A 26,426-nucleotide genomic window follows, 5' to 3' on the forward strand; every position below is an offset into this window, starting at 1 on the left:
TCATTCTCCTTTGCGGGATACAGGTTTCAGGAAACGGGAGAGGATGAGGCCTACTACCGCCAGCACTGCAGCGGTTATATAGGCGCCGGTATAGCTGCCGCCTCCCATGGTTTTAAAGGTAGTGGCCAGGCTGGGACCGATTAGGCTGGCCAGACCGAACACCACATACATAACGCCGTAGTTCTCGGTGATATATCGGGCACCGAACATCTGGGCGGTCAGCGGGGTCAGAATGGAGGCCAGTCCGCCGTAGCAGGAGGCCGCCAGGCCCATCAGCACCAGCACCAGGAACTCCTGTCGCGCCACCGCCAGCAGCGCCATGGACAAAATACACAGGATAAAGACCACGCCGGCGGTATTGCACAGGCCCATCTTATCGGACAGGCTGCCCCACAAAAAGCGGCCGGCCATGTTACAGGCAGCAAATACGCTGACGAACAGTGCAGCCCGGGCGGCGGTGTAGTCCAGGGACTGCTGCAGAATGGGAGATGCCTGGCTGATCACGATGACCCCGGCCACCAGGCCGCAGGTAAACACGATCACCATCAGCCAGAAGGCACCGGTACGCACCATCTGACTCCGGTTCAGATCGGCCGCGCCCCCCTTTTTCCCTTCCGCTGCCGGTGCCAAGGCGCTCTGGAAGCCCTCAGGCGGATCAGACAGGAGGAAAGAACCTGCCAGGATGACCACAGCAAACAGGATGCCCAGCAGCAGGAAGGCCCGGTCCATGCCTACCCCCTCCATCAAAGCGGCGGCGGTAGGGGCCCACAGGATGGCGCCAGAGCCGTAGGCAGCGGTACCCAGGCCAGAGGCCAGACCGGAGCGGTCGGGGAACAGCCGCACCACATAGGCCATCATGCTGGGGTAGATAAATCCCACACCCAGGCCGGAAATAATGCCATAGAACAGATAGAGCTGCCAGAGCTGATTCATGAAACTGGTCAGCAGCAGTCCCCCGCCAAAGAGTACCGCGCCCACTACAACACCCAGCCGGGTGGATATGCGGCGAATCAGGGAACCAAACAGCAGAGGCGCCATGGTAGAACAAAGCACCGTGATGGTATAGGCAAGGGCTACGCCCGAATCGGCCCAGCCGAACTGGGTGACAATGGGATTCTGGAGTACGCTCCAGGCGTATCCGAAGCCGGCGCAGATGCAGATTACCAGCGCGGCAGCCATGCACAACCAGCGGCGGCCCAGAAAAGCGGTGATAGAAGCAGAACGGGTTTCCACGCGGTATCCTCCTTCTTAGAGCTTGCGGTGGAGCTTGAGCAGCTCGATCAGCATCTGGTCGCGGTATGCAGCACACTCGGCATTGGTATGGCCAATGTGCTCCGGGAAGCGGGCCATCTCGGCGTCCACGCCGGGCTGAGCCACCTCTGCCCAGTTGTCGGGCTGATGTGTCCAGGATGCCATGTCCGCCAGCCACTTGTCGCCGGAATTACCCAGCATCTGCACCATGCCGGTAAGGCCACCGGGGTTGCCCAGCTGCATAATCATGTTGTGACCGAAAATCGCCCAGCGCAGGCCGGGACCATAGACCAGTGCCTTGTCCACATCCTCCACGGAGCAGACACCGCGCATCACCAGATCCTGCACCTCCCGGTAGAGGGCAAGCTGGAGCCGGTTGGCAATGAAGCCAGGGCACTCCTTGCGCAGAAGCACCGCTTCCTTGCCGATGGACTGATAAAAGTCATAGGCGGTCTGAAGGATCTCAGGATCGGTCTTCTCACCGGAGGTGAGCTCCACCAACGGGATCAGGTGGGGGGGATTGTAGGGATGGGCGCCCACGCAGCGCTCGGGATGGGCTGCCTTGGCGGCAATATCGCTGATCAGCAGGCCGGAGGTGCTGCTGGCATAAATGGCGTCCTCAGCGGCGCTCTCCTCCACCTGAGCCAGAATGCTCTGCTTGATCTCCAGTCGCTCAGGGCCGCTCTCCTGAATAAACCGGGCCCCGCGGACCGCCTCCTCAATAGAAGTGGTGAGATTGACTCGTGCCACCAGTTCCGCACACTGCTGAGCGGTAATGGCGTTATACTGCACCAGCGCCTCTAGGCTCTTGTGCATCTGGTCGCTGCTTTTCTTCAGCTGCTCCTCATTGATGTCATACAGGGTGACATCGAGCCCCTTCATAGCAAACTGGATCGCCCAGCTGGAACCGATGACTCCACCACCGATGCAAGCAACCTGCTTGATGCTGTTAACGTTCATATCAGAAACCTCCTGTTTTGTTTTGCCTTTGTCTTATGCAAGGTTCATGCCAAAGCCGCAGTTTGACCATTCAAAAAAATATTTGTTCCAATTACTAAGGAATACAGCCCTGTTTCTCCCCCACGATCCGCCCTGCAAATATCCGTTTAATGCAATATGGAATTATATTTTCTCATTATCCACCCACATTGTAATGTTAAATGCCATTTTGCATTAATAGGGTACTGCTTTTTCCTTAATCCATTCGTATCGGCAGCAGCCCAATTATCCATGAGACCGCCAAAATGCCGCCTCTTTGAAAAAAATCTTGACCGTTTTGCCTTTCTGTGCGTGTATAGAATAGAAGACCGGAAAGGAGGGGATGGAATGGAGCCATCGTCCGTACGGCCGGCGGATGAAATTGAATCCATCGTACACACCTATGGGACCACCCTCTTCCGCCTCTGCCTGGTGATGCTGGGCAGCGAGAGCGATGCGGAGGACGCGGTACAGGACACCATTTTGACATACCTGCAAAAAGCCCCCCGATTTACCGACACCGGGCACGAGAAGGCCTGGCTCATTACGGTGGCGGCCAACCGCTGCCGGGACATGCGGCGGAGGTGGGCCCGCCATCCCCAGCTGCCCCTGGAGACGCTGGAGCGCTGCGGGCCGGACCGGGAGGACTGCGGCGTGCTGGAAGCTTTGATGCAGGTGCCGCCCCGCTTCCGGGTGGTCCTGATCCTCTACTATGTAGAGGAGTACCCCATGGAGGAGATCGCCCGCATCATTGGGCGCTCCGTCTCCGCAGTGAAAATGCGCCTGCAGAAGGGGCGCAGGCTGCTGGAGGAGATCTACCGAAAGGAGTATTTATAGCGCTATGGAAGACATCCGTCTGAAACAAGCGGTCCAGGCCATTGAAATGCCCCGGGCCATGGAGGAGCGGATCACGGAGCGCCTGTGCCGGGCCGCCCGACGCCGCCCCGCTCGCTGGACCCGCCCTGCTGTTGCGGTACTGGCGGCCGCCCTCAGCCTTACCCTGGCCATGCCTGTGCTGGCCGCCCATGTGGAGCCCGTCTACGACCTGATGTATCTGGTGGCCCCCGCCATGGCCCAGTCCTTCCAGCCAGTGCGGCAGAGCGACCAGGACAACGGGGTGCGCATGGAGGTGGTATCCGCCCGCATCCAGGGAGACAGCGCCCAGATCTATCTAACTTTGCAGGACCTGGAGGGGGACCGGGTGGACGCCACCACCGACCTGTACGACAGCTACACCGTCCGCACCCCCTACGACACCGCGGGCCACTGTGAGCAGGCGGGGTACGACGCCGAAACCAGCACCGCCCTCTTTCTGGTCACCCTGACCCACCTGGAGGGACAGGCCATGCCGGGAGACAAGATCACCTTCTCCCTCCGGGAATTCTTGAGCCAGAAGGAGGAGCGGACAGGGATAAGCATCCCCGCTGATCTGAGTGCCGTTTCCACCGCCCCCGCCACCCAGGCCGTGGACCTGCGGGGCGGCAGCGGCGAGGCTTTTGACGAAAGTTCTTTCCGGGCCCTGATTCCCAACCTGCCGGAGAACGCCTGCCCGGTGGAGGGGTTCCAGCTCACCAGCCTGGGCTGGGTGGAGGGCAAGCTCCACGTCCAGCTGCTGGTGGACGACCTGCTGGACAACGACAACCACGCCCAGCTCTACCTCACCGGGTCCGACGGGACCGTGCTGGAGCCGGAGGCCTCCTACTCCTTCTGGGCGGAGAACGGAAGCGGAGACAGCTATGAGGAGTACGTCTTCTCCCTCTCCCCGGAGGAGGCGGAAAACTACCGCCTGACGGGAGACTTCTTCCTCAGCGGAAACCGCACCCAGGGGAACTGGAAGGTCACCTTCCCCCTGGAGGGTTAACCGCAAAACAACGGGCCGCCGAAAGGCGGCCCGTTGTTTTATCTAAGCCTTTTTCGGGGTGCAGAAGCGGACGAACTCCTCCATCTCCCGGGTGGCCCACTTATCCCTGTGGTAGAAGATCTGGCTGTACATCACCGCCTGGAGGTCGCTGACCTCCACCACCGACAGCTTGCCCTGGCGTACCGGCTCCTCCACCAGGAACCAGGGCAGGAAGGTCAGCCCCTCGGTCTCCTCCAGCACCCGCAGCAGGAAGGAGGCATAGCTGCTCTCCAGGGCGGGGGTGATGGCCTGCCCAAAGGCGGCCAGGCGGCGATCCAGCAGCCGCCGGTAGTTGGCGTCCCGCTCGGTGAGGTAGAAGGGCTTGTCCAGCAGCTCGGTCAGCTTATGGGGCCGGCCGCTGAGCTCCTTCCCCAGGGCCGCCGAGGCCACCACCACCACCCGCTCGGGCTCTTCCAGCATCTTGCACCAACTGTTGTTGTACAGGGGCTCGTCCAGGATGTAGATGATGTCCAGCTCGCCTCGCTCCATCTTGGAAATGAGCTCCTCCGGGATGCCGGTGGTGATCTGCACGTTGACCTGGGGGTGACAGACCCGGAAGCTGCGGATGATGCCGGGCAGTCTGGCGTAGCACAGGGACTCCAGGGTTCCAATGTGGAGCTGGCCCCGCAGCACCTCGTCCGCCCCGGCCAGGGACTGCTTGGCCCGGTTCACATCCTGGATGATGCCGATGGCGCTCTCCTGGAAGACGCGGCCCTGCCCCGTCAGAGACACCCGCTTGCCCATGCGGTCAAAGAGCCGCACCCCCAACTCCTCCTCCAGCAGGCGGATCTGCACCGTCACCGCCGACTGGGAGTAGCCCAGGCTGGCCGCCGCCTTGGAAAAGCTCTGAAATTGCGCCACCCGTACAAAGGTGGTCAGCTGCCGCAGCTCCATACCGCTCCCTCCTTTTAGACCCATCAGTCTGTTATGAAAAAAATTCAATGACGTGATAAATTAGATTCGTTTGATTTAATTATTGTGCAATGTTATACTGAAGCCCCTGAAAAGTCAAGAGGAAAATAGACAAAATGGAGAAAGTCTAAGGAGGAATCCCGCATGGAAAAGAAACACATTAAAATCGGCCTGATTCCCAAGCTTATCCTGGCCATCATCATCGGTATTCTGTTCGGCAGCTTTATGCCCGAGTGGTTTAACCGGGTGATCGTAACCTGCTCGTCCATCTTCAGCACCTTCCTGTCCTTCATCATCCCGCTGATGATCGTGGCCTACGTGACCATGGGCATCGCCAATCTGCGCAGCGGCGCGGGCAAGCTGCTCATCATCACCGTGGTCCTGTCCTACTTCTCCACCCTGGTGGCCGGCTCCGCCTCCTACCTGGTGTCCTCCAGCCTGTTCCCCTCCTTTATGAGCGAGGGCGCCCTGGACCAGATCGCCGCCACCGCCGACGTGTCCCTGGAGGGCTACTTCTCCCTGTCCATCCCGCCCCTGCTGGACACCCTGTCCGCCGTCACCCTGGCCTTTGTGCTGGGCCTGTGCCTGTCCACCATGCGCGGCAAGGAGATCGGCGACAGCCTCTATCACGGCATGGAGGACTTCTCCGCCATCATTGACAAGGTGCTCCACAAGGTGATCATCCCCCTGCTGCCCCTGTACATCTGCGGCACCTTCACCAACATGACCTATTCCGGTAAGACTTTCGCCATTCTGGGCATCCTGTGGAAGGTGTTCCTGGTGGTCATCGCCATGCACCTGATCTACATCTGCATCCAGTTCTTTGTGGCTGGTCTGGTTTCCAAGAAGAACCCCATCACCCTCATCCGCAACCAGATCCCCGGCTATGCCACCGCCATCGGCACCCAGTCCTCCGCCGCCACCATCCCCGTCAACCTGGAGTGCGCCAAGAAGGACGGCATTCTGGAGGAGATCCGCAACTTTGTGGTGCCCCTGTGCGCCAACATCCACATGGCCGGTTCCATGATCACCATCACCGCCTGCGCCACCGCCGTGTGCCTGATGTACCAGCTGCCCATCAGCCTGGGCACCGTGGTGCCCTTCATCATGACCCTGGGTATCGCCATGGTGGCCTCCCCCGGCGCCCCCGGCGGCTCCATCATGACCGCCCTGCCCTTCCTGTACATGGTGTTCGGCACCGAGGCCGGCGACGTGAACGGCCCCATCTGCGCCATCATGGTGGCCCTGTACATCACCCAGGATTCCTTCGGCACCGCCTGCAACGTGTCCGGTGACAACGCCATCGGCACCATCGTCAACACCATCTACCAGAAGTTCATTCTCAAATCTTCCGCCGCCGTGTAAGGAGTGATCCCATGTCGTTTATCAGCGTCTTTGATGTACTGGGTCCCAATATGGTCGGCCCCTCCAGCTCCCACACCGCGGGAGCCGTGGCCATCGCCAACGTGGCCCACAAGCTGCTGGCGCCGCCGCTGAAGAAGGTGGATTTCACCCTCTACGGCTCCTTCGCCAAGACCTACCACGGCCACGGCACCGACCGTGCCCTGCTGGGCGGCATCATGGGCTTTTCCACCGATGATCTGTGCATCCGGGACTCCTTCCGCATCGCCAATGAGCGGGGGCTGGCCTTCTCTTTCACCCCCAACGAGACGGAGACCGACATCCACCCCAACACCGTGGACATCCGCATGGAGAACGCCGCCGGACAGATCATGACCGTCCGGGGCGAGTCCCTGGGTGGCGGCAAGATGCACATTGTGCGCATCAATGGCGTCCACGTGGACTTCAGCGGCGAGTACGCCTCTGTGGTGGTGATCCAGCAGGACAAGCCCGGCGTGGTGGCCCACCTTACCAAGGTCCTCAGCGACCGCAACGTGAACATCGCCTTCATGCGTCTGTTCCGGGAGGGCAAGGGAGACACCGCCTACAGCATCATCGAGTCGGACGGCACTCTGCCTGAGGGTATCGACCAGGAGCTGCGGGCCAATCCCTATATCCGGGACGTCATGATCGTGCAGTCGTAAGGAGGGGACACAATGGATTTTAAAAATGCCAAAGAGCTGCTGGCTCTGTGCCGCCAGGAGGGCTGTCCCATCTCCGAGATCATGCGCCGCCGGGAGATCATCCTGGGGGAAACCACGGCGGACACCGTGACTCGCCGCATGACCCGGGCCCTGGAGATCATGCGCCGCTCAGCCACCATCCCCCTGGAGAGCCCTGTCCGCTCCATGGGCGGACTCATCGGCGGGGAGGCCAAGAAGCTGGCCGCCCACGCCTCCAAAAAGAAGGACATCTGCGGCCCTGTGCTTCAGAAGGCCATCACCTACGCCATGGCGGTGCTGGAGGTCAACGCCTCCATGGGCCTCATCGTGGCGGCTCCCACCGCCGGTTCCTCCGGCGTGGTGCCCGGCCTGCTGCTGGCCCTCCAGGATGAGTACCGCATCTCCGACCAGCGGCTGCTGGACGGTCTGTTCAACGCCGGTGCCATCGGCTACCTGGCCATGCGCAACGCCACTGTGGCGGGCGCGGTGGGCGGCTGTCAGGCCGAGGTGGGCGTAGCCGCCGCCATGGCGGCCTCCGCTGCCGTGGAACTCATGGGCGGCGAGCCGGAGCAGTGCCTCAGCGCCGCCTCCACGGTGCTGATGAACATGCTGGGTCTGGTGTGCGACCCGGTGGGCGGACTGGTGGAGTACCCCTGCCAGAACCGCAACGCCGCCGGTGTGGCCAACGCCCTCATTGCCGCCGAGATCGCCCTCAGCGGCGTGGAGCAGCTCATCCCCTTCGATGAGATGCTCTCCGCCATGTACCGGGTGGGTCGCTACCTGCCCGCCGAGCTGCGGGAGACCGCCCTGGGCGGCTGTGCCACCACCCCCTCCGCCTGCGAGCGCTGCGGCGGCTGCTGCGGCTGAACCAAAAATAAAAAGGCCCCGGAACCTGCTGGTTCCGGGGCCTTTTCCTGTTACATCTGCTCGTGGAAGGTGCGCTTGATGACCTCCAGCTGCTGCTCCCGGCTCAGGCGGGAGAAGTTCACCGCGTAGCCCGACACCCGGATGGTGAGGGTGGGGTACTGCTCGGGATGCTCCATGGCATCCACCAGCAGCTGCCGGTTCATGACGTTGACGTTGAGGTGGTGGGCACCCTGGAGGAAGTAGCCGTCCAGAATGTGCACCAGGTTGTCCACCCGCTCGCCCTCGCTCTTACCCAGGGCGGTGGGCACGATGGAGAAGGTGTTGGACACGCCGTCCTGGCACACCGCCCGGTAGGGGATCTTGGCCACCGAGTTGAGGGAGGCCAGGGCCCCGCTCTTGTCCCGGCCGTGCATGGGGTTGGCGCCGGGGGCAAAGGGCTCCCCCGCCTTGCGGCCGTCGGGGGTGGCTCCCGTCTTCTTGCCGTACATCACGTTGGAGGTGATGGTGAGGGCGGACAGAGTGTGGATGGCGTTCCGGTACAGGGGGTGCTTCTTCAGCTCGGCGGAGAAGTAGGACACCAGCTCCACGGCGATGTCGTCCACCCGGTCGTCGTCATTGCCGTACTTGGGGAAGTCCCCCTCCACCGCGAAGTCCACGGCGATGCCCTGCTCGTTGCGGATAGGGCGCACCTTGGCGAACTTGATGGCGGACAGGGAGTCGGCGGCAATGGACAGGCCCGCCACGCCGAAGGCGGCCAGCCGCTCCACCAGGGTGTCGTGGAGGGCCATCTGGCTGCTCTCGTAGGCATACTTGTCGTGCATATAGTGGATGATGTTGATGGTGTCCACGTAGAGCTCCGCCACATAGGACAGCACCTTTTTATAATTGCCCAGTACCTTGGGGTAGTCCAGCACCTCGTCGGTGTCCGGCTGGATGTCGGGCACCACCTGGATGCCCTTCTTCTCGTCCACGCCGCCGTTGATGGCGTACAGCAGGCTCTTGGCCAGGTTGGCCCGGGCCCCGAAGAACTGCATCTGCTTGCCCACCGCCATGGCGGACACACAGCAGGCGATGCAGTAGTCGTCGCCGTACATGGGCCGCATGAGCTCGTCGCTCTCATACTGGATGGAGTCGGTGTCGATGCTCATTTTGGCACAGTAGTCCTTAAAACCCTGGGGCAGGTGGGGGCTCCACAGCACCGTCAGGTTGGGCTCGGGGGCGGTGCCCAGGTTGGTGAGGGTGTGGAGCATGCGGAAGGAGTTTTTAGTCACCAGGGTGCGGCCGTCCACCCCCATGCCGCCGATGGACTCGGTGACCCAGGTGGGGTCGCCGCCGAAGAGCTCGTTGTACTCCGGGGTACGCAGGTGGCGCACCAGCCGCAGCTTGATAACGAACTGGTCCATCAGCTCCTGGGCGCCCTGCTCGTCCAGCACGCCGTTATCCAGGTCCCGCTGGATGTAGATGTCCAGGAAGGTGGACACCCGGCCCAGAGAGGTGGCGGCGCCGTTGTTCTCCTTGATGCCCGCCAGGTAGGCCATGTACAGGTTCTGTACCGCCTCACGGGCGTTTTCCGCCGGGCGGGTGATGTCGCAGCCGTACTTGGCGGCCATAGAGGCCATCTGCTCCAGGGCCCGGATCTGCATCTGGACCTCCTCCCACAGGCGGATGCGCTCGTCGGTCATGGGGCCGTCGATGCGGTCCAGGTCGGCCTTCTTCTCCTCGATGAGGAAGTCGGTGCCGTACAGGGGCACCCGGCGGTAGTCGCCCACGATGCGGCCCCGGCCGTAGGCGTCGGGCAGGCCGGTGAGCAGGCCCGCCGTCCGGGCCAGACGGGTACGCTTGGGGTAGGCGTCGAACACACCCTCGTTGTGGGTCTTGCGGTAGAGGCGGAAATGGCGCTCGATCTCCGGGTTGAGCTGATAGCCGTACTGCTCCAGGGCGGAGGTGGCGTTGCGGATGCCGCCGAAGGGGTTGACGATGCGCTTGAGGGGGGCGTCGGTCTGGAGGCCCACAATGACCTCGTTCTCCCGATCGATATAGCCAGGGGCAAAATTATCGATGCCGGAGACGGCATCTGTTTCCACATCGATGATGCCCTTCTTCACCTCCTCGATGATGAGGGCCTCGGCTTTTTTCCACACTTTCGCCGTTTTTGTGGAAACAGAGGCCAGGAAATCCCCGTTTCCCGAATACGGAGTGTAATTCTTCTGGATAAAATTACGGACGTTCACCAAATGCCGCCACTCGCCGGTGCGAAACCCCTGCCAGGCGGTGCAATTTACATCAATGCTCATATGCTAACTCCTTTTCTCATGACCTGTCCGCCTGGACGCAGGTGCGGTTCAGGCGCTCGTTCCATTGCTCCAGGGCCGTCCCGTCCATAGGGGGTACCCCCTCCAGGGGATAGGCCAGGCCCAGGGTGGCGTACTTGTGGACTCCCAGGGTGTGGTAGGGCAGCAGCTCCACCCGCCGGATGTGCTTCAGCCCCTTCAGATAGGTCTCCAGCCCCGCCAGGTGCTCCTCCCCATCGGTGAGGCCAGGCACCACCACGTGGCGCACCCACAGGGGCACGCCCGCCTGCTGGGCCGCCTCCAGAAAGCGGTCAAAGGCCGCCATGGAGCTGCCGGTGATCTGCCGCCAGCCCTCCGGGGTATAGTGCTTCACGTCCAGCAGGATTAGGTCGGTGTGGGCCAGGATGGCCCCGTACTCCCCCAGGCCGCATCCCGCCGTGTCCAGGCAGGTGTGGATGCCCGCCTCGTGGCACAGCTCCAGGGTCTCGGCCAGAAAGGCGGGCTGGAGCAGGGGCTCCCCGCCGGAGAAGGTCACCCCGCCGGTACTGCCGTAGTAGGGCTTGAAGCGGACCAGCCGCTCCACCAGTTGCCGGGGGGTGACGCTCTCTGCCGTTCCTTCTGCCGCCCAGGTGTCCGGGTTGTGGCAGTAGCGGCAGCGCAGGGCGCAGCCCTGCAAAAAGACCACCGTGCGGATGCCGGGGCCGTCCACCAACCCCATGGATTCCAGGGAGTGGACCCTCCCTTGTGTCATGTGGAACCATACCTCCTTTTGCATAAAAGAAAAGCCGACAGTCCGGGCTTCTCTCGCCCAGACGGTCGGCTTTTTTCATCATACTCCATGTGGTAGGCTCCACATTATCCGTCAGTCATATGATATTCTTTTATATCACGGCCGGCGTCCTTTGTCAAGAAAGGTCTCACCTCCTGTGAACCTCGGCAGGTGTCTTTCCAATTTCAAATTTTTATGTTATATTTAGGGTGAGGTTTTATCTGCTGAAATAGGTATGGCCCTCCGCAGAGCCCCCCCGCTCGATCGGGGAACGGCTCAGGGAAAACCACTTATTCTTCGCATGTTCTGTGTGAAAAAACCGATTTTAACAGTCCATACGAGGGGAAAGGAGGCTCCCATGTTTGAAAACTATACCTCCGCTTCGGTCAACATGCCCGCGGTCCTGATCGCCAACGGGCTGGGGATCTGTCTCATGCTGGCCATTTTGCTCAGCCGATACAGACGAACCAGGACCACCTCCATAGACGGGAAATTGTTTTACAGCATGTGTCTGCTCTGCTTTGTCCTCTGCACGGTGGAGACGACAGGCTTTCTGCTGGAAGGGCAGACCTTCTTCCCTGCCCGGCAGCTGTCCCTCCTGTGCAGTGCGGTGACGCTGTGCCTGGCGGCCGTCCTCGCCTTCCTCTGGATCTGCTATGTGGATTACCGGCTGTTCCAGGACCATGCCCGGCTAGAAAAATACTATCCCTTCGCAGCCATCCCCGCCCTCCTCATCTGTGCAGCCGCCGTGTGCAACCTCTTTTCCGCTGTATTTTTCTGGGTCACGGAGGATAACGTATATTACCGCACCCCCCTGTTCCTCCTGCCCTGTGCAGTGGTATACTGCTACATCACCTACGGTGCGGTGCTCTCCTACCACTACCGGAAGCGGTCGAGCCTGTATCTGTTCATGCCGGTGCTGACTTTTTTGATCCCCGTATATCTGGGCAGCATCATCCAGCTGACCACCTACGGCATCGCCCTGATCTGGGTCTCGGTGGCTTTGGGCCTCACCCTCCTGTACATCAGCCTGCAAAGTGAGGACATCTACCTGGATCCGCTGACCAACCTGTATAACCGCAATTACCTGATGCACTACATGGACCGCATTCCCAGACAGATCCGGGCGGGCATGCACATGACCGGGATCCTGCTGGATGTAAACGGTTTTAAGCACATCAACGACACCTACGGACACATCCGGGGCGACGGCGTTCTGCGGGCCGTGGGACAGATCCTGCTCCGGGCCACCAGCGACAGCCGCGCGGCAGTGGTGCGGTACGGCGGCGATGTGTTTCTGGTCCTTCTGCCCACCTCCCGACCGGAGGAGATCCAGCGCATTCAGGACAACATTGCCCGGGAGCTCTGTCAATACAACCGTTCCGGCAATGCTCCCCTTCCGGTCTCCTTCTCCGCCGGGATCTCAGAATTGCAGGAATCCGACCTGTTTCAGTTCTTCCAGGACATGGACCGGGCCATGTATCAGGAGAAAAAAGCCTTCTATCTGAGTACCTTCGGAAACATTCGTTCCGACGGCACCCAATAGCAGGCAGGCGATGGGAGTATATTGGATATGATGACGCGAAAGGTTCATCCCACAGGGATCCGCCTGATTCTGAATGGAATCCTTCTGATCTTTGTGGCGGCGCTGCTGGTATTTGCCATTGTACTGGTGCGAACCAAGCTGCTGCAAAATGCCCAGAGCCTGGGTATGGCGCTGGTCCACAGCTACGCCCTGGAAGAGGAAATGAACATCAGCGCACTGGAGATGCACTTCAACATTGCCGGCGAATATCTGGACGAGATGATTGCCGCCGGGGAGGACAACGATCAGCTCCAGGCCTGGCTGACCGGCTACTTCCATAAATTCACCGACGCCATGGGCACCGGCGTGGCTGACTTCTACGCCGTGGTGGACGGCAAGATCATTGCCGCCAATCCATGGGAGGGGGATGAGACCTATCCCTATCAAGAGGCCGCCTGGTACCGCGACGCACTGGCCTCGGACGGTCAGGTCGCACGGGGAACCATCTACCAGGCCGCCATCACCGGCCAGCTGATCTTTACCATTTCCAAGGCCCTGGACAGCGAGAACAATGTGGTGGCTATGGATGTGTACATCCAAAACGATTCCCTCCACAACAACGCCCAGATCCTGCCCCAAAACTCCTCCTACTACCTATGTGATGAGAACGGCGTGCTGCTCTACTCCATAACCAAATGGAACGTGGATGCCCAGCGTACACAGGCCTACATCGACTACCTGATGTCCGGCATTGCCGACGGCTCTCTTTTGGCCCATGACGCCACCATTCAGGACCCGGAAGGGGTCACCCGCGGCGTCTACTATCAGGAGATGAACAACGGCTGGACGGTTATCATGACCATGCCCATCCAGCAGATCCTGATGGGCGAGGAAAACACCGTCATTCTCATCCTGTCCGGCGTGGCAGTGTTCCTGTTCCTCATCCTGATCTTCATGACCATCCAGGACATGATCAAGAGCCGGGTGATGAAAAAGGCCGACGATACCGCCCGTATTCTGGGCGATTCCTTTTACTCGATCTACCGGGTCAATGTTAAAACCGGTACCTATGAATGCTTCAAGCTCTATGATGACCTACGGGGCAAGGTGCCCATGAAGGGGTCCTACGCCTCACTCCTGGAGGCCTTGCGTCCTCTGGCTACCCCCAGCACGTTTCAGGCCTTCAAGGCCAACTTCAGCCTGGATAGCATCTCCCAACGGATGGAGCAGGGTATTCCCGACTACGGCGGCGACTATCAGCGCCGTTTCGGCGATACCTACCGCTGGATGAATATCCGCACCCTCTATGATCCCGAGCTGGCTCCCGATGAGGTCATCCTCTGCTTCCGGGATGTGGACGAAGAAAAACGCCGGGAGATCCAGCACACCATCATTCTCCAGGATGCGCTGGATGCCGCTCAGAAGAGCACCAAGGCCAAATCGGAATTCTTCAGCAACATGTCCCACGACATGCGCACCCCCCTCAACGCCATCATCGGCTGCTGCGATCTGGCAGAAAAGACCCATAATGCCGAAGACCATCAGAAGGTGTGGGAATACATCAAAAAGATCCAGTTCTCCGCCGATCAGCTTCTGAATCTCATCAACGACATTCTGGAGCTGTCCAGAATGGAGGCCGGCAAAAACAATCTGGATCAGAAGGAACTGGATCTCAGCCAGCTTCTGCTCAAGCTGGCCGATCTCTTCCAGGACCGCGCCCAGGCGGAGGGCAAACGCCTGGAGATCAACATCGACCTCCAGAACCCCATCGTGATGGGCGACGAGAAAAAGCTCACCCAGATCATCAACAACCTGCTGTCCAACGCCGTCAAGTATACCGACCCCGGCGGATCTATCACCCTGGAGGCTCGCCAGTTCTCCTTCCAGCAGCACAACAAATATCAGATCGTGGTGGAGGATACCGGCGTGGGCATGTCCCCCTCCTTCCTGGAGTACCTGTTTGACCCCTACTCCCGGGAGACCGCTTTCTCCTCCCACCCCACGGTGGGTACCGGCCTGGGCATGTCCATCGTCAAGAGCCTGGTCCAGCAGATGAGCGGCGAGATCTCGGTGGACAGCACCCTGGGCGTGGGCACCCGCTTCACCGTGACCATCCCGCTGAAGACCGTGTATCAGCCGGAGGCTGAGGCCCCAGTTTCTGAACCGGAGGAGGCCGACGCCCCCTTCGACTGGACTGGCCGGACCATTCTGGCGGCGGAGGACAACGAGCTCAACCGGGAGATCGTCACCGAGATCCTCCACCAGTTCGGCGCACAGGTCCTCACCGCGGTCAACGGCACCGAGGCGGTGCAGACCTTCCTGGCCGCCCAGCCCTTCTCCATCGACGCCATCCTGATGGATATGCAGATGCCGGAGATGGACGGCTGTCAGGCGTCGGCCGCCATCCGCGGCTCCGGCCGGACCGACGCCGGCGGGATTCCCATTGTGGCGGTGACCGCCAATGCCTTTGCCGAGGACATCGCCCGCACCACCCAGGCGGGCATGAACGACCACATATCCAAGCCCATTGATACCAAGCAGCTGAAGCAGATCCTGGAGAAGCTCATCGCGGATTGGGAAGCCGAACGGGATCTTCCCCAGTAACATTCCAGATGGGAGGACGGGCAAATTGAGCGACGCGAAGGAAGAGGCACTTCTTATCGTAGATGATGAGGAGATCAACCGGGCCATATTGGCTAACATTTTTTCCTCCGAATATGCTATAATTGAAGCAGAGGACGGGCAGGAGAGCCTGGACCTCATTGAATCCAATCCCAATGGGCTGAGCGCTATCCTGTTGGATGTGGTCATGCCCCGGCTCAACGGCATCGAGGTGCTGCGCCGGCTGTATCAGACGGGCCTGACCGAGCGTATCCCGGTCTTTCTCATCACCGCCGACATCGGCAGCTCCACCATGCGGGAGGCCTACAACCTGGGGGTCATGGATGTGATCCAGAAGCCGGTTGTGCCCTACATCGTCCGGCGACGGGTCAACTCGGTGGTGGAGCTCTTCCGGGCCCGGCGCAGACTGGGCGCCGAGGTGGAGCGGCAGCGGGACCAGCTGCTTCTCCAGGCCCAGCAGCTGGCTGAGATGGGCATGGGCATGGTGGAGGCCCTGGCCACCGCCATCGAATTCCGCAGCGACGAGTCGGGCGAGCACGTACACCGCATCCACGACATCACCTGCCACCTGCTGAGCAACACCCCGCTGGGCGAGGGCCTGACCCAGGAGCAGATCCGTCAGATCGGCCTGGGGGCGGTCACCCACGACGTGGGCAAGATCTCCATCCCCGACGCCGTTCTCAACAAGAAGGGCCGTCTGACGGCGGAGGAGTTTGAGCTGATGAAGACCCACACCGTCAGGGGCGCCGAGCTGCTCTCCCGGATCCCCCAGATGCGGGAGCACGCCGCCTACCGCTACGCCTACGACATCGCCCTGCACCACCACGAGCGCTGGGACGGCCGGGGATATCCCGACGGTCTGGTGGGCGACCAGACCCCCATCTGGACCCAGATCGTGTCGCTGGCCGACGTGTACGACGCCCTGGTGAGCAAGCGGTGCTACAAAGACGCCTTCCCCGCCCACACCGCCATGGACATGATCCTGCGGGGGGAGTGCGGTACCTTCAATCCCAGGCTGCTGGAGTACTTCTGCCAGGCGGAGCCGGTGCTGCGCCAATTTTATCCGCCTGTGAAGGGAGTGGGCTGACCATGGACGAGAACAAGAGACAGCGGCTGGAGGAGGCCGGCATCGACGTGGCCGACGCCCTGGCCCGCTTCATGGACAACGAGGCGCTGATGTTCAAATTCCTGCTCCGCTTTCCCGAGGATAAAAACTTCCCCCTGCTGAAGCAGGCCCTGGACAGCGGGGACGCCGCCCAGGCCTTTGAGGCGGCCCACACCCTCAAGGGGGTGGCGGGAAACCTGGCCATGACCGAGCTGTTCCGGCAGGTGAGCCTTCTGACGGAGGACCTGCGGGGGCAGAACCTCTCCGCTGCCCGGGCCAGAATGCCCGCTCTGGAGGCATGTTATGCCCGGATCATCGCCGCACTCAGGGAGCTGAGCTGACCATTCAATTTCATATTTGGCAAAGCCGTCGAAAGGCGGCGACGCAAAGCTGTGAGTCTACGGCAATCATTGCTACGATCGTCAAGCTGCAAAAACCTCTTCCCCAAGCGGGAGAGATTTTTGCAGCTTTTTTGTTTGGAGGTGCCCTTTTGAACGAGGTCTACCGGCAGGAAAAGAAATATTTTATGAACCTGGTGGAAATGCAGCGGCTCATGGGTCTTTTCGATCAGGTCATGATCCAGGACCCCCACAACGGAGCCCGAGGTTACTCCATCCGCTCCCTCTATTTCGACTCCCTGGATGAGCGGGATTATTACCAATGACTTCTCAAATTTTGAAAAAAGCCTATACTCCTATGACTATGATACCGAGCCCAACGCCTGGTGGAATGACGCAGATATCGACTCCCTTGTGGAGTATTTCATCCTCAACGAGTTTATCTGCAACTATGAGGTAGGCGCGCGGAGTACATACGTGTACAAGAATCTCCAGGGCAAGTTCAAAATGTGTATGTGGGACTTAAACACCTGCTGCGGCAATATGGTCGTCCGGGACCCCATGCATTTTGAAATGCAGTATCTGACCTGGTACTACATGCTGAGCAAAGACGAGCGGTTTGTCAATCGTCTGATCGACCGCTACCGTGATTTGCGCACCACCTACCTCAGCGAAGATTACCTCAACCAGTACATTGACGACGTGGTGGCCTGGCTTGGTCCAGCAATTGACCGAAACTTTCAAGTGTGGGGCTATACATTTGAAACATTTACGCCGCTGCGGCCTATGAATCGGAACCCAGCCGATTATGACGAGGCTATTTTTCAACTAAAAGATTTTATCCATACTCGGGGCACCTGGATGGATGAGAACATTGAGATCCTCCTGCAATATTGCCACGAGTCCAAAATCAAAAAGTTCAATCACTGATACCGAAAGGAGGCACACACCATAAAAAAGTTCATTATCGCGGCTTTGGTCGTGGTGCTGCTCTTCTTCGGCTGGAATGTTGCCTACTACCGTCTGGGGATCTACATCGACCTGGACCCGGACGCCCCGGTGACCACCTTTATGACCACCGACGAGGACACCATTTATATGTTGCGGGACGGCGCCTATGAGCCCTTTGAGATTCGGGGCGTCAATATGGGCGTGGGCCTCCCCGGAAAGTGGGCCACCGACTATGCCATCGATCAGGAGACTTACCTGCGCTGGTTCTCCATGATCCAGGAGATGGGCGTCAACACGGTGCGGGTCTACACCATCCTCCAGGACGACTTCTATAACGCCTTCTATGAATACAACACCCAGCGGGAAGCGGCAGGAGAGGAACCCCTGTGGCTTATCCACGGCGTGTGGGTCAACGACTACATCCAAAACTCCCACCGGGACGCCTACGACGATTCCTTCCGGCAGACCCTGATGGACGACTGCCGGACGGTGGTGGATGTGCTGCACGGAAAAAAGAACCTCTCCCTGGGCTACGGCCTGGGGTCCGGCTCCTACCGGAAGGACGTGTCCTCCTGGGTGATCGCCTACATCATTGGCGTGGAGTGGGAGGACGTGACCGTCACCTACACCGACCACAAGTACCCGGAGCGGAACCAGTATCAGGGCACCTATCTCTGCACCACCGAGGACGCCTCCCCCTTCGAGGCCATGCTGTGCGAGGTGGGCGACCAGATGATCGCTTATGAGAGCAATCGCTACAAGCAGCAGCGGCTGGTGGCCTTCTCCAACTGGCCCACCACTGATCCATTCATCTATCCCAGCGCCATCACTGAATTTTTTATGAAGTGCGCAGCTGTGGATGTAGAGCACATCAAAACCACAGACCATTTCTTATCGGGCCATTTTGCTTCTTACCATGTGTATCCCTACTATCCGGATTACCTGAATTATATGCTCCATCCGGTAAAAACCACTGGCTCCACCTATTTCGATGCCAACGCGGTTTATGGCACCCGTCAAATCGGGCCTCCAATCGAAACCTATCTTCCCGGCGGCGCCCAGGCCGACTATCTGGACTATAACGGACAGATCAACACCTACTACACCTACCTCAAGGCCCTCACCAACTACCACACCATGCCGGTGGTGATCTCCGAATACGGCGTGTCCACCGGCCGGGGTATGGCCCAGCGGGACTACAACACCGGCCGCAACCAGGGGCATATGTCCGAGCAGGAGCAGGGTGAGGCCCTCATCGCGTGCTATGAGGACATTATGAACGCCGGCTGTGCGGGCAGCTGCGTCTTTACCTGGCAGGACGAGTGGTTCAAGCGGACCTGGAACACCATGTTCGCCGTGGATCTGCTCAACACCCCCTACTGGAGCGACTACCAGACCAATGAGCAGTATTTCGGTCTACTGGCCTTCGATCCCGGGGAGGAGGAGAGCATCTGCTACCCCGACGGGGACACCTCGGAGTGGACTCAGGAGAATCTGCTGCTGGAAAGCGACGGCCTGTCCCTCTCCATGAAATACGACGAGAAATACATCTATTTCTATGTAGAGGGCTTTGACCCGGACAGCCAGGTCCTGTTCCTCCCCATAGACGTGACCCCTAAAACGGGCAGCACTTACTGCCAAATGTACGACATTTCCTTTGAGCAGGCCTGTGATTTTCTCATGGTCATTGACGGCGCGGACAACAGCCGTCTGCTGGTCCAGGAGCGGTATGAGGTGCTGCGGGCCATGTATCTCCGGGAGACGGAAAACCGGGACCCCTACCTCAATCCGGTGGATGCGGACACCCCGGTGTTCAAGCCCATCCATCTGATGCTCCAGACCGCCACGTCCCTGCTGACCGGCAACTGGGAGGCCACCGCCGAGACCTACGAGACCGGCATCCTCCGCTGCGGCAACGGCAACCCGGACGACCCGGACTTTGACTCTCTCACCGACTTCTGCTTCTCCGAAAACGGGGTGGAGATCCGAATTCCCTGGCAGCTGCTCAACTTCTCCAATCCCTCGGAAATGATGATCCACGACGACTACTACGAGCACTACGGCGTAGAAAACTTGCACATCGATGAGATCTATGTGGGGGCTGCTGTTTCCGGCAACACGGAGGGGCGAATCCACATGGCATCCTTCCACCTGGAGGGCTGGGGAAAGGATGTCACCTAAGCTGTTCTTTGAATGTGTCGGGATCTTTTTTATCCTGTACATGATCGGTTACGCCAGTTTTCTGTTTCTGGCTGTCTCCGTGGGGTCTTCCACCCTGTACCAGCTCAAGCGCCGCAACCAGCTGAAAAACGAGCTGCTGCAGGAGTTCTATGTCCCCGTGACCATCGTGGTCCCCGCCCACAATGAGGAGGTCACCATCGTCTCCACCATCCGCTCCCTGCTGTGTCTGGAGTATAAGCTGTATGAGATCGTCATTGTGGACGACGGCTCCACCGACAACACCGCCCGGCTGCTCATCGACGCCTTCGAAATGAAGCAGATTGCCCGCCCCATCCACCGGATGGTCCCCTGTCAGCCGGAGCAGGCCGTCTTTGAGACCCAGGCCTTCAAGGTACCCATCACCCTGATCTGCAAGAAAAACGGCGGCAAGGCCGACGCCCTCAACATGGGCATCAACGTCTCCAAGTACCCCTACTTCGTCTGCATGGACGCCGACTCTGTTCTGCAGTACGACTCACTGGAAAAAATCGTGCGCCCCGTTCTGGAGGACGGCACCGTGGTGGCGGTGGGCGGCGTGGTCCGCCCCTGCAACGGCGCTGAGACCCAGAACGGCCATGTGATCGCCTACCGCATGCCCTCCCAGATCCTCCCCTGTATGCAGGTGCTGGAGTACGACCGCTCCTTCCTGGCCGCCCGCATCCTGTTTGACCGCTTTAACGGCAGTATCATCATCTCCGGCGCCTTCGGCCTGTTCAAGAAGAGCGTGGTCATCGACGCCGGCGGATATGACACCACCACCATGGGCGAGGATATGGAGCTGGTGGTCAAGCTCCATGTGTTCTGCCGGGAGCACAACATGCCCTACCGCATCCGCTACGCCACCGACGCCGTCTGCTGGACCCAGGCCCCCGACAACCTGGGCGATTTGTGCAAGCAGCGCCGCCGCTGGCACATCGGCCTGTTTGACTCCCTGACCCGCCACCGGCGGATGCTGGCCAATCCCAAGTACGGCCTGGTGGGCTTTATCTCCTACCTGTATTTTCTGATCTACGAGCTCTTTTCCCCCTACATCGAGCTGTTCGGGGTGGCCACCGTGGCCCTGGCTTTTGCCGTGGATCTCATCAATGTCCCCTTTATGATCCTCTTTTTCCTGATTTATGTGGTCTATTCCGCCATTTTGTCCTTGACCGCCTTCTTTGCCCGCATCCACACCGTGGACCTGAAGCTGGGCTTCACCGACGTGCTCAAGGCCATCGGCCTGTGTACCCTGGAGCTCTCCTTCCTGCGCTTCATCCTGGCGTGGGTCCGGGCCACCGCCCTCATCGGATACCGGAAACGGCGCCACGACTGGGGACAGATCCAACGCAAAAAAATTCACTTTGAATGATGTGAGGTGTGCTTATGAAAACAGATGAATTGAAAACCGGGTTTTGGGGCTACAAAAAGTTCAGCGTTTATCAGTACATCAATTCCCTGGAGGAGCAGTTTTCCGCCCAGCTGCTGGAGAAGGACCGGGAGAGCCGGGCCGCGCTGGAGCAGGAGCAGCAGCGGGTCCACCAGCTGGAGCAGGAGGTGGCCGATCTGCGCCGGCAGCTGGAGAGCCGGCAGAACGAGCAGATGCTGATCTCCTCCACCCTGCTGGAGGCCCAGCGGTACGCGGAACAGCTGAAGCAGGAGTCGAACGCCCGGGAGCAGGAGGCCCAGCGGCAGATGGAGGAGGCTCTGAAGCTGCGGGACCAGATCCTGGCCCGCTATGACAGCCAGATCTCCCACCTGCGGCAGCAGTTTGCCTCCGTCCTGCAGCAGATGGAGGCCTCCGCCCGGCAGGTGTCCCTGGAGGTGGCGGATCTGAAGGCGGCGGCCCCGGACCGGAACATGTCCCTCTTCCAGCGCAACCCGGAGCCTGAGGCCGAGGAGCAGAGGAGCGAGATGTGAGTGACAAGAGCCTGATCTACGTTGCGGGCAACCCCGATGCCTATCCCCTGGAATACTACGATGAGGCCACCGGCACCTATCAGGGTGTGATCCCCCAACTGCTGGCCCAGTTCTCCCAGCAGAGCCAGTACGATGTGGTCTACTACTCCCCCCAGGCCAAGGACCAGCGGGAACATCTGGCCAAAAACCTCCAGGTGGACCTGCTCTCGGGATATACCCAGGGCGACGACCTCCCCGGCGGCTGCACTACCGTACGCCTCTTCCACACGGTGTCCGGGAACGGGGGGGACGTCTCCTACTATCTCTGTGCCACTGAGGCAGCCCCCGCCGCCCTGCTGGACGAGTTGTCCGCCTATTTTACCGCCCTTCCCCAGGAGACGGTCAGCGGTATCCTGATGGAGACTTCCGCCCCCTCACAGTCCCTCACGGGCCTCTACGGGGCCATCGGCGGTCTGGCGCTGGGCGTGGTGGTGCTGCTCACCATCCTGCTGCTGACGATCCGCCGCTACCGGAAGCTGCTCCGGCTGGCCCAGCAGGATCTGGAGTGCGATGAGACCACCGGCCTGGGCAACCTGGACTATCTCCAGCGCTACTACAGCCAGTTTGTCAGCGACAAAAACCGGGTCCTCTATCAGCTGATCTTCTTTTATGTGGATACCGACCGGCTGTCTCGGCTGGCCGGAGGGCAGGAGTGCGCCGAGGCCCTGCGCTACTGCGCAGTGACCCTCCAGGGCTACACCGCCGACACCGATATTCTGGCCAAGGTGTCGGAGCACGGCTTTGTGCTGCTGAAGCTCTCAGCCACCCCGGAGCAGACCAAGGAATGCATCTCCGCCGCCCTGCAAAAGATCCGGGCCTACCCTCAGACCTGCGGAAAGCCCTTTGACATCCACGTCTCCGCCGGTGTCTACCCTCTCCAGGCCGCCGACCGGGATCTGCAGGAGATGATCTTCAATGCCAGCCAGACGGCCCACAGCGCCTATCAGGCCCAGGAGGATTTCCGGGTGTTCTCCAATGAGACCCAGAAGAAGATCCACACCGAGCAGGCCCTCCGCCTGACGGTGGACCACGCCCTGGAGCACCACGAGTTCAAGCTCTACATCCAGTTCTACGTAGATGCACACAGGCACTGCATCGTGGGCGGCGAGGCCCTCTCCCGGTGGCTGCACCCGGAAAAGGGCCTGCTGCTCCCCAATGTATTTGTGCCCGTGCTGGAGCGGGAGGGTCTGATCTACAAGCTGGACTACGACTGCCTGCGCTCCGCCTGCGCCTTCCTTCAGAAGCTGGCCGACCAGGGCATCCAGAGCTTCTTCCTCTCCTGCAACTTCTCCCGGGAAACCTTTTCCGCCGCCGATTTTCCGCAAAAATGTATGGAGATCATGGAGGACTACCGCTTCCCTCGGGAGCTGCTCATCTTTGAGCTCACCGAAAGTCTTTCCGCCAAGCACTCCTCCCGGATTCGGGAAAACATGCAGGCCCTCAAGGCATACGGGGTGCGCATCGCGCTGGACGATTTCGGCGAGGGCTTTACCTCCTTTGCCGATCTGCAGCAGTATCCCGTGGACGGCATCAAGCTGGACAAGGGCCTCATCGACAACATCACCACAAAGAACGGCATCGCCATCCTGCGGGCCATGGTACAGGTGGGCCACGAGCTGGGGCTCACCATCCTGGCAGAGGGTGTGGAGCAGGAGGAGCAGGCCCTGGCCCTGCAGCAGATCCACTGCGATGTGATCCAGGGCTTCCGGTTTTATGCCCCCATGCCGGACAGCGCGTGTATGGGTAAAATCCTGGAGCAGTTTACCGGCGTACCACGTGATTTGATTGCAACGCCATAAGAATACCGATGTAAAAAAGCTCTCCCTGGAAAGGATCTTTCCGGGGAGAGCCTTTTTATTAAAATACTGCTGCCGTTATTCCAACGAGCTCAGAACTGCTTCCACCATCTCCTGGGTTGCGGCGCCCCGGGGGTCCAGGCGGCTGCCCTCAGCGGCGGAAAGATAGCCCTTCTGGTGGGCCCAGGCCATGGCCGGCTGAGCAAAGCGGGAAATCTCGCCTACGTCACTGTACTGGGTCAGGCCGGGGTAGTCCATCAGCATGGGGCTGCCCGCATACCGCCACAGAATCACAAGCAGCTGTTCCCGGGTCAGGGTATCCTCCGGCCCAAAGCTGCCGTCTCCATAACCATTCATCAGGCCCTGGCCAGCCGCCCAGCAGATCGCCCGGGCACAGGAAGCATCGGCGCTTACATCGGTGTAGTCCATGCTGCTGACATCCACCAGGGGCTTGCCCGCCTGCTCATACAGCATGACCGCCAGCTCCCCGCGGGTGACTGCATCGGTGTACGCTGCTTCCTGTCCCTCATCCTGCCGGGGCAGCAGCATCAGATGGGCCGCCTGGGTCTGTCCGGGCAGGCTATCGGCCACAGCATCGTACCAGGCCATGATCCGGTCCTCTTCCTGGATATCGCCAAGAGAAAGCGCTGCATCGCCGTCGTAGCGGGACAACTGGGTCTTCTCATCCGCAACGATCCGCAAGCCGCCATTGTCGGTGGTGATGGTCAGCCGACCATCTTCCTGGGTAACAGCCTCCACCTCATGGTACTGGGCGCAGCCTGCATCCATAGGGAGGTTCCATACCACTGCAAAGGCAGCAGACTGAGGGGGAAGAGAGCTGGTCGCCACGGCGCTGTGGAACACGTAGAGGCTCTCTCCCTCCTGCAGATCAGCGGGATTGCCGGCGGTCTGTCTGCCGCTGTCAATCCACACGGTGTCGGGCGAGAGATTCATCACGTACGTGCCATATCGGTCAGAGGTCATGGTCAGCCGGGTGATGGCGCCGTCCGCGTCCTTCCCGATCTTCTCCACCGTGCCGTAGTACAGCACGCTGTCGGGGACGGAGACGGTCTCCTCTGCCCCAACAGAGGCACTGATGGGCATAACAGGGATATCGGCGGCCAAGGCCGGGACCACCAGGGCGCAGGCCAGAGCGCCGGTCAGCACGAGAGCAGGGATCTTTCTGTTCATAGCAACTACTCCTTTTTTCATAGGATTGTTTTCGTGATCGCTTACCGATCCATCTATGCTTATTTCATCAGACGTACCTTTTGAGCATAAGTTCCTACCCCATGGGCACAGGCTGTTGCTCTAGCCCATCGAAAAGGGCTCCAAATTGCTCCGCAAACGCATCCGGCAGCGTATACACACTGTCTCCCGCCATAACGATGGACAGAGATGGGATCACATACATCTGGTAGGCAGTGCCGTCGTTCATGTTGCAGCATAACAGAAAGGAGCCTCCGGCTTTCTGGGCCTTGCCAATCTGCTGATACTGCTCATTTGTGAGTTCTGCCTGTAAGGAACCGACAATGACCGACAGCAGTGCTTCCACCTCGCCATCTGAAACCTGAGCAAGGCTTTCCCCACCTGCATGGTCACAGATCTGGATGGTCTCCACCCGCGCTTCCAAATCTGCTTTTTCAAAATAAGTGGCCAGATCCAGGCCGGTGTTATCTATGGTGTCAACGCTTTGACAGATATAGTAGCATCCCTCTGCCTCCACCGCCACACGGAACTCAGGATCATATCCGTCCAGCTCATAAATCGTACCGCCCACAGCAAAGGTAGCGGCAAATTCGGCAGAGCCATATGTCTCCGGATCCTGCACGATATCATACGCCAGTGTTCCCACCGCTTCAGACAGCTGGCGGGGCGACAGATCATAGGATGCGCCGTTTTCCAAAAACACGTAGCGCAGTCCATCATAGTTCATGAACTTACGCATCCCATTGGAGCTATCCGCCCCTGGCATCACTTGCTGGATCACACCAGACGGCTCCACAGCAGGCCTAAATTGGGGCACCGCCACTACGCAGAGCAGTACTGCGGCGGCGCAGGCCGCCGGCATGACCCAGCGGAACCGATGACCTGCCTTCCTGGCCGCCGGACTCCGGTGACTCAGAACATGAGCAAGCATTCTTTCTCTGGTTTCCTCATCGGGCCTGACCCTCTCATAGGCGCTGACAAAGCGGTCATCCCGCATCAAAATCACCTCCTAATTGCTGCCTGAGCTGCTTTCGTGCTTCAAGCAGCCAGTTGCGGATGGTGGAAGCCGGCTTCTTCAAAAGTACCGCGATCTCTCCGCCGGAATATCCCTCATAATAGTACAAGTAGACCGGCGCCCGGTACTTTGGCGGCAGTGCTTGTACAGCAGATAAAAAATCCGTCGAATCCGGCTCGGCGGCAGGGGCAACAAAGCGACTCTCGTGCGCCTCCAGGGCCTCATCCTGACGACTTGCCCGGCGAAGCATATCTTTACAGGTATTGGTCGCCGTGACAATCAGCCAGGCTTTCTCATGCTCTGCACTTGCAAAGGGCTTATTATGGTGCATCAGCTTGATAAACGTATTCTGCACCGCATCCTCCGCATCAAATTTATGTTTCAGGATGGTGATACACAGCCGGTATACCATATCCACATAGGTTTCATATGACTGCGCGATCTCTTCGTCCGTACGCAACAAAGGATCCCTCATCCGTTGTTCCCTCCTTCCTCCCTTCACTTGTAATACGATTGAGCGGCCGGTATTGTCGGATCTTTCAAAAAAATAATTGGAGCCGGCCGGGTAGTTCCCGTCAGATATTCTACCATACCCGCAGCAGCAAGACACCGCTGCCGGGCATACTTTCGTATGGGCTCTGAGCAGTCGTTTACAACCTATTTCCAACATGATATAATT

General features: G+C 59.8%; 23 protein-coding genes and 2 riboswitches. Of the genes, 15 read left to right on the forward strand and 8 right to left on the reverse strand.

Translation table 11 applies throughout. The annotated features are described in order from the left end of the window. Together J9789_RS12940 and J9789_RS12945 are read right to left on the reverse strand one after the other, a co-directional pair. On the reverse strand, positions 1-1,233 hold the full coding sequence (locus J9789_RS12940; RefSeq protein WP_348633691.1) for an OFA family MFS transporter: 1,233 nt from the start codon (positions 1,231-1,233) through the stop codon (positions 1-3). A 15-nt stretch (positions 1,234-1,248) separates the two neighbouring features. Next, entirely contained in the window at positions 1,249-2,211 is a 963-nt protein-coding gene (locus tag J9789_RS12945; protein ID WP_209346051.1) for a 3-hydroxyacyl-CoA dehydrogenase family protein, read from the reverse strand. A gap of 366 nt (positions 2,212-2,577) precedes the next feature. On the opposite strand from J9789_RS12945, the gene J9789_RS12950 reads away from it, so the two are divergent. Further along, a complete protein-coding gene (locus J9789_RS12950) occupies positions 2,578-3,066 on the forward strand; it encodes an RNA polymerase sigma factor (RefSeq protein ID WP_209346053.1) in 489 nt (162 codons plus the stop codon). A gap of 4 nt (positions 3,067-3,070) precedes the next feature. Then, positions 3,071-4,090 carry a hypothetical protein gene (locus J9789_RS12955; protein WP_209346055.1) on the forward strand — a complete coding sequence of 340 codons (1,020 nt, stop codon included), beginning with the start codon at positions 3,071-3,073 and terminating at the stop codon, positions 4,088-4,090. Positions 4,091-4,132: 42 nt separating this feature from the next. Here the strand turns inward: J9789_RS12955 and J9789_RS12960 are convergent, their stop codons facing one another. After that, on the reverse strand, positions 4,133-5,023 hold the full coding sequence (locus J9789_RS12960; RefSeq protein WP_209346057.1) for a LysR family transcriptional regulator: 891 nt from the start codon (positions 5,021-5,023) through the stop codon (positions 4,133-4,135). Positions 5,024-5,185: 162 nt separating this feature from the next. On the opposite strand from J9789_RS12960, the gene J9789_RS12965 reads away from it, so the two are divergent. The 3 genes from J9789_RS12965 to sdaAA are packed head-to-tail and all read left to right on the forward strand — an operon-like array spanning position 5,186 to position 7,971. After that, positions 5,186-6,406, forward strand: a complete 1,221-nt coding sequence (locus J9789_RS12965) for a dicarboxylate/amino acid:cation symporter (RefSeq protein WP_209346059.1) — start codon at positions 5,186-5,188, stop codon at positions 6,404-6,406. 11 nt (positions 6,407-6,417) lie between these two features. Further along, on the forward strand, positions 6,418-7,086 hold the full coding sequence (sdaAB, locus tag J9789_RS12970) for an L-serine ammonia-lyase, iron-sulfur-dependent subunit beta (RefSeq protein WP_209346061.1): 669 nt from the start codon (positions 6,418-6,420) through the stop codon (positions 7,084-7,086). A 12-nt stretch (positions 7,087-7,098) separates the two neighbouring features. Beyond that, a complete protein-coding gene (sdaAA, locus tag J9789_RS12975; protein ID WP_209346063.1) occupies positions 7,099-7,971 on the forward strand; it encodes an L-serine ammonia-lyase, iron-sulfur-dependent, subunit alpha in 873 nt (290 codons plus the stop codon). Between the two features lie 50 nt (positions 7,972-8,021). Here sdaAA and pflB read toward each other — a convergent pair whose 3' ends face one another. After that, the gene (pflB, locus tag J9789_RS12980) at positions 8,022-10,265 is read right to left on the reverse strand and encodes a formate C-acetyltransferase (protein WP_209346065.1); all 2,244 of its coding nucleotides are present in this window, start codon (positions 10,263-10,265) and stop codon (positions 8,022-8,024) included. A gap of 16 nt (positions 10,266-10,281) precedes the next feature. After that, entirely contained in the window at positions 10,282-11,013 is a 732-nt protein-coding gene (gene pflA / locus J9789_RS12985; protein ID WP_209346067.1) for a pyruvate formate-lyase-activating protein, read from the reverse strand. 48 nt (positions 11,014-11,061) lie between these two features. Beyond that, a riboswitch (ZMP/ZTP riboswitch) is annotated at positions 11,062-11,142 on the reverse strand. 247 nt (positions 11,143-11,389) lie between these two features. On the opposite strand from pflA, the gene J9789_RS12990 reads away from it, so the two are divergent. The 10 genes from J9789_RS12990 (at position 11,390) to J9789_RS13035 (ending at position 23,526) form a co-directional block, all read left to right on the forward strand. Beyond that, the gene (locus J9789_RS12990; protein WP_209346069.1) at positions 11,390-12,577 is read left to right on the forward strand and encodes a GGDEF domain-containing protein; all 1,188 of its coding nucleotides are present in this window, start codon (positions 11,390-11,392) and stop codon (positions 12,575-12,577) included. 27 nt (positions 12,578-12,604) lie between these two features. Beyond that, entirely contained in the window at positions 12,605-15,160 is a 2,556-nt protein-coding gene (locus J9789_RS12995; protein WP_209346071.1) for an ATP-binding protein, read from the forward strand. 25 nt (positions 15,161-15,185) lie between these two features. Further along, on the forward strand, positions 15,186-16,265 hold the full coding sequence (locus tag J9789_RS13000; RefSeq protein ID WP_245185271.1) for an HD domain-containing phosphohydrolase: 1,080 nt from the start codon (positions 15,186-15,188) through the stop codon (positions 16,263-16,265). Between the two features lie 2 nt (positions 16,266-16,267). Beyond that, positions 16,268-16,624, forward strand: coding sequence for an Hpt domain-containing protein (locus J9789_RS13005; RefSeq protein ID WP_209346073.1), 357 nt, complete (start codon positions 16,268-16,270; stop codon positions 16,622-16,624). An 8-nt stretch (positions 16,625-16,632) separates the two neighbouring features. Beyond that, positions 16,633-16,718: riboswitch (cyclic di-GMP riboswitch) on the forward strand. Positions 16,719-16,773: 55 nt separating this feature from the next. After that, positions 16,774-16,947: a hypothetical protein gene (locus tag J9789_RS13010; protein WP_209346075.1), complete on the forward strand. Its 174-nt coding sequence runs from the start codon at positions 16,774-16,776 to the stop codon at positions 16,945-16,947. Beyond that, complete coding sequence (locus tag J9789_RS13015; RefSeq protein WP_209346077.1) at positions 16,925-17,551, forward strand: CotH kinase family protein; 627 nt, start codon at positions 16,925-16,927, stop codon at positions 17,549-17,551. The genes J9789_RS13010 and J9789_RS13015 overlap by 23 nt, the downstream gene beginning before the upstream one ends. Positions 17,552-17,596: 45 nt before the next feature. After that, complete coding sequence (locus tag J9789_RS13020; RefSeq protein WP_209346079.1) at positions 17,597-19,753, forward strand: hypothetical protein; 2,157 nt, start codon at positions 17,597-17,599, stop codon at positions 19,751-19,753. After that, on the forward strand, positions 19,743-21,140 hold the full coding sequence (locus J9789_RS13025) for a glycosyltransferase (RefSeq protein WP_209346082.1): 1,398 nt from the start codon (positions 19,743-19,745) through the stop codon (positions 21,138-21,140). Before J9789_RS13020 ends, J9789_RS13025 begins: the two co-directional genes overlap by 11 nt. A 14-nt stretch (positions 21,141-21,154) precedes the next feature. Beyond that, positions 21,155-21,688, forward strand: a complete 534-nt coding sequence (locus J9789_RS13030) for a hypothetical protein (RefSeq protein WP_209346085.1) — start codon at positions 21,155-21,157, stop codon at positions 21,686-21,688. Further along, positions 21,685-23,526 (forward strand): bifunctional diguanylate cyclase/phosphodiesterase, encoded by a 1,842-nt coding sequence (locus J9789_RS13035; RefSeq protein WP_209346089.1) that lies wholly within the window; start codon positions 21,685-21,687, stop codon positions 23,524-23,526. The genes J9789_RS13030 and J9789_RS13035 overlap by 4 nt, the downstream gene beginning before the upstream one ends. A 75-nt stretch (positions 23,527-23,601) precedes the next feature. Here J9789_RS13035 and J9789_RS13040 read toward each other — a convergent pair whose 3' ends face one another. From J9789_RS13040 to J9789_RS13050, 3 genes are all read right to left on the reverse strand, one after another. After that, positions 23,602-24,714: an S-layer homology domain-containing protein gene (locus J9789_RS13040; protein WP_209346091.1), complete on the reverse strand. Its 1,113-nt coding sequence runs from the start codon at positions 24,712-24,714 to the stop codon at positions 23,602-23,604. 94 nt (positions 24,715-24,808) lie between these two features. After that, complete coding sequence (locus J9789_RS13045; protein ID WP_209346093.1) at positions 24,809-25,729, reverse strand: hypothetical protein; 921 nt, start codon at positions 25,727-25,729, stop codon at positions 24,809-24,811. After that, positions 25,719-26,222: an RNA polymerase sigma factor gene (locus J9789_RS13050; RefSeq protein WP_209346094.1), complete on the reverse strand. Its 504-nt coding sequence runs from the start codon at positions 26,220-26,222 to the stop codon at positions 25,719-25,721. The genes J9789_RS13045 and J9789_RS13050 overlap by 11 nt, the downstream gene beginning before the upstream one ends. Positions 26,223-26,426 lie beyond the last annotated feature (204 nt).

It is taken from the genome of Flavonifractor sp. AGMB03687, from assembly GCF_017811815.1.
In the GTDB taxonomy this organism is placed as follows: Bacteria; Bacillota; Clostridia; order Oscillospirales; family Oscillospiraceae; genus Flavonifractor.

What these genes read in the sequence shown, in the direction of transcription:
- J9789_RS12955 (WP_209346055.1), top strand. Translation starts at nt 3,071, where the DNA reads ATGGAAGACATCCGTCTGAAACAAGCGGTCCAGGCCATTGAAATGCCC.
- J9789_RS13040 (WP_209346091.1), bottom strand. Translation starts at nt 24,714, where the DNA reads ATGAACAGAAAGATCCCTGCTCTCGTGCTGACCGGCGCTCTGGCCTGC.
- J9789_RS12990 (WP_209346069.1), top strand. Translation starts at nt 11,390, where the DNA reads ATGTTTGAAAACTATACCTCCGCTTCGGTCAACATGCCCGCGGTCCTG.
- J9789_RS13005 (WP_209346073.1), top strand. Translation starts at nt 16,268, where the DNA reads ATGGACGAGAACAAGAGACAGCGGCTGGAGGAGGCCGGCATCGACGTG.
- J9789_RS13025 (WP_209346082.1), top strand. Translation starts at nt 19,743, where the DNA reads ATGTCACCTAAGCTGTTCTTTGAATGTGTCGGGATCTTTTTTATCCTG.
- J9789_RS12965 (WP_209346059.1), top strand. Translation starts at nt 5,186, where the DNA reads ATGGAAAAGAAACACATTAAAATCGGCCTGATTCCCAAGCTTATCCTG.
- sdaAA (WP_209346063.1), top strand. Translation starts at nt 7,099, where the DNA reads ATGGATTTTAAAAATGCCAAAGAGCTGCTGGCTCTGTGCCGCCAGGAG.
- J9789_RS13015 (WP_209346077.1), top strand. Translation starts at nt 16,925, where the DNA reads ATGAGCGGGATTATTACCAATGACTTCTCAAATTTTGAAAAAAGCCTA.
- J9789_RS12960 (WP_209346057.1), bottom strand. Translation starts at nt 5,023, where the DNA reads ATGGAGCTGCGGCAGCTGACCACCTTTGTACGGGTGGCGCAATTTCAG.
- J9789_RS12995 (WP_209346071.1), top strand. Translation starts at nt 12,605, where the DNA reads ATGATGACGCGAAAGGTTCATCCCACAGGGATCCGCCTGATTCTGAAT.
- J9789_RS13030 (WP_209346085.1), top strand. Translation starts at nt 21,155, where the DNA reads ATGAAAACAGATGAATTGAAAACCGGGTTTTGGGGCTACAAAAAGTTC.
- J9789_RS12950 (WP_209346053.1), top strand. Translation starts at nt 2,578, where the DNA reads ATGGAGCCATCGTCCGTACGGCCGGCGGATGAAATTGAATCCATCGTA.
- J9789_RS12945 (WP_209346051.1), bottom strand. Translation starts at nt 2,211, where the DNA reads ATGAACGTTAACAGCATCAAGCAGGTTGCTTGCATCGGTGGTGGAGTC.
- pflA (WP_209346067.1), bottom strand. Translation starts at nt 11,013, where the DNA reads ATGACACAAGGGAGGGTCCACTCCCTGGAATCCATGGGGTTGGTGGAC.
- sdaAB (WP_209346061.1), top strand. Translation starts at nt 6,418, where the DNA reads ATGTCGTTTATCAGCGTCTTTGATGTACTGGGTCCCAATATGGTCGGC.
- pflB (WP_209346065.1), bottom strand. Translation starts at nt 10,265, where the DNA reads ATGAGCATTGATGTAAATTGCACCGCCTGGCAGGGGTTTCGCACCGGC.
- J9789_RS13050 (WP_209346094.1), bottom strand. Translation starts at nt 26,222, where the DNA reads ATGAGGGATCCTTTGTTGCGTACGGACGAAGAGATCGCGCAGTCATAT.
- J9789_RS13045 (WP_209346093.1), bottom strand. Translation starts at nt 25,729, where the DNA reads ATGCGGGATGACCGCTTTGTCAGCGCCTATGAGAGGGTCAGGCCCGAT.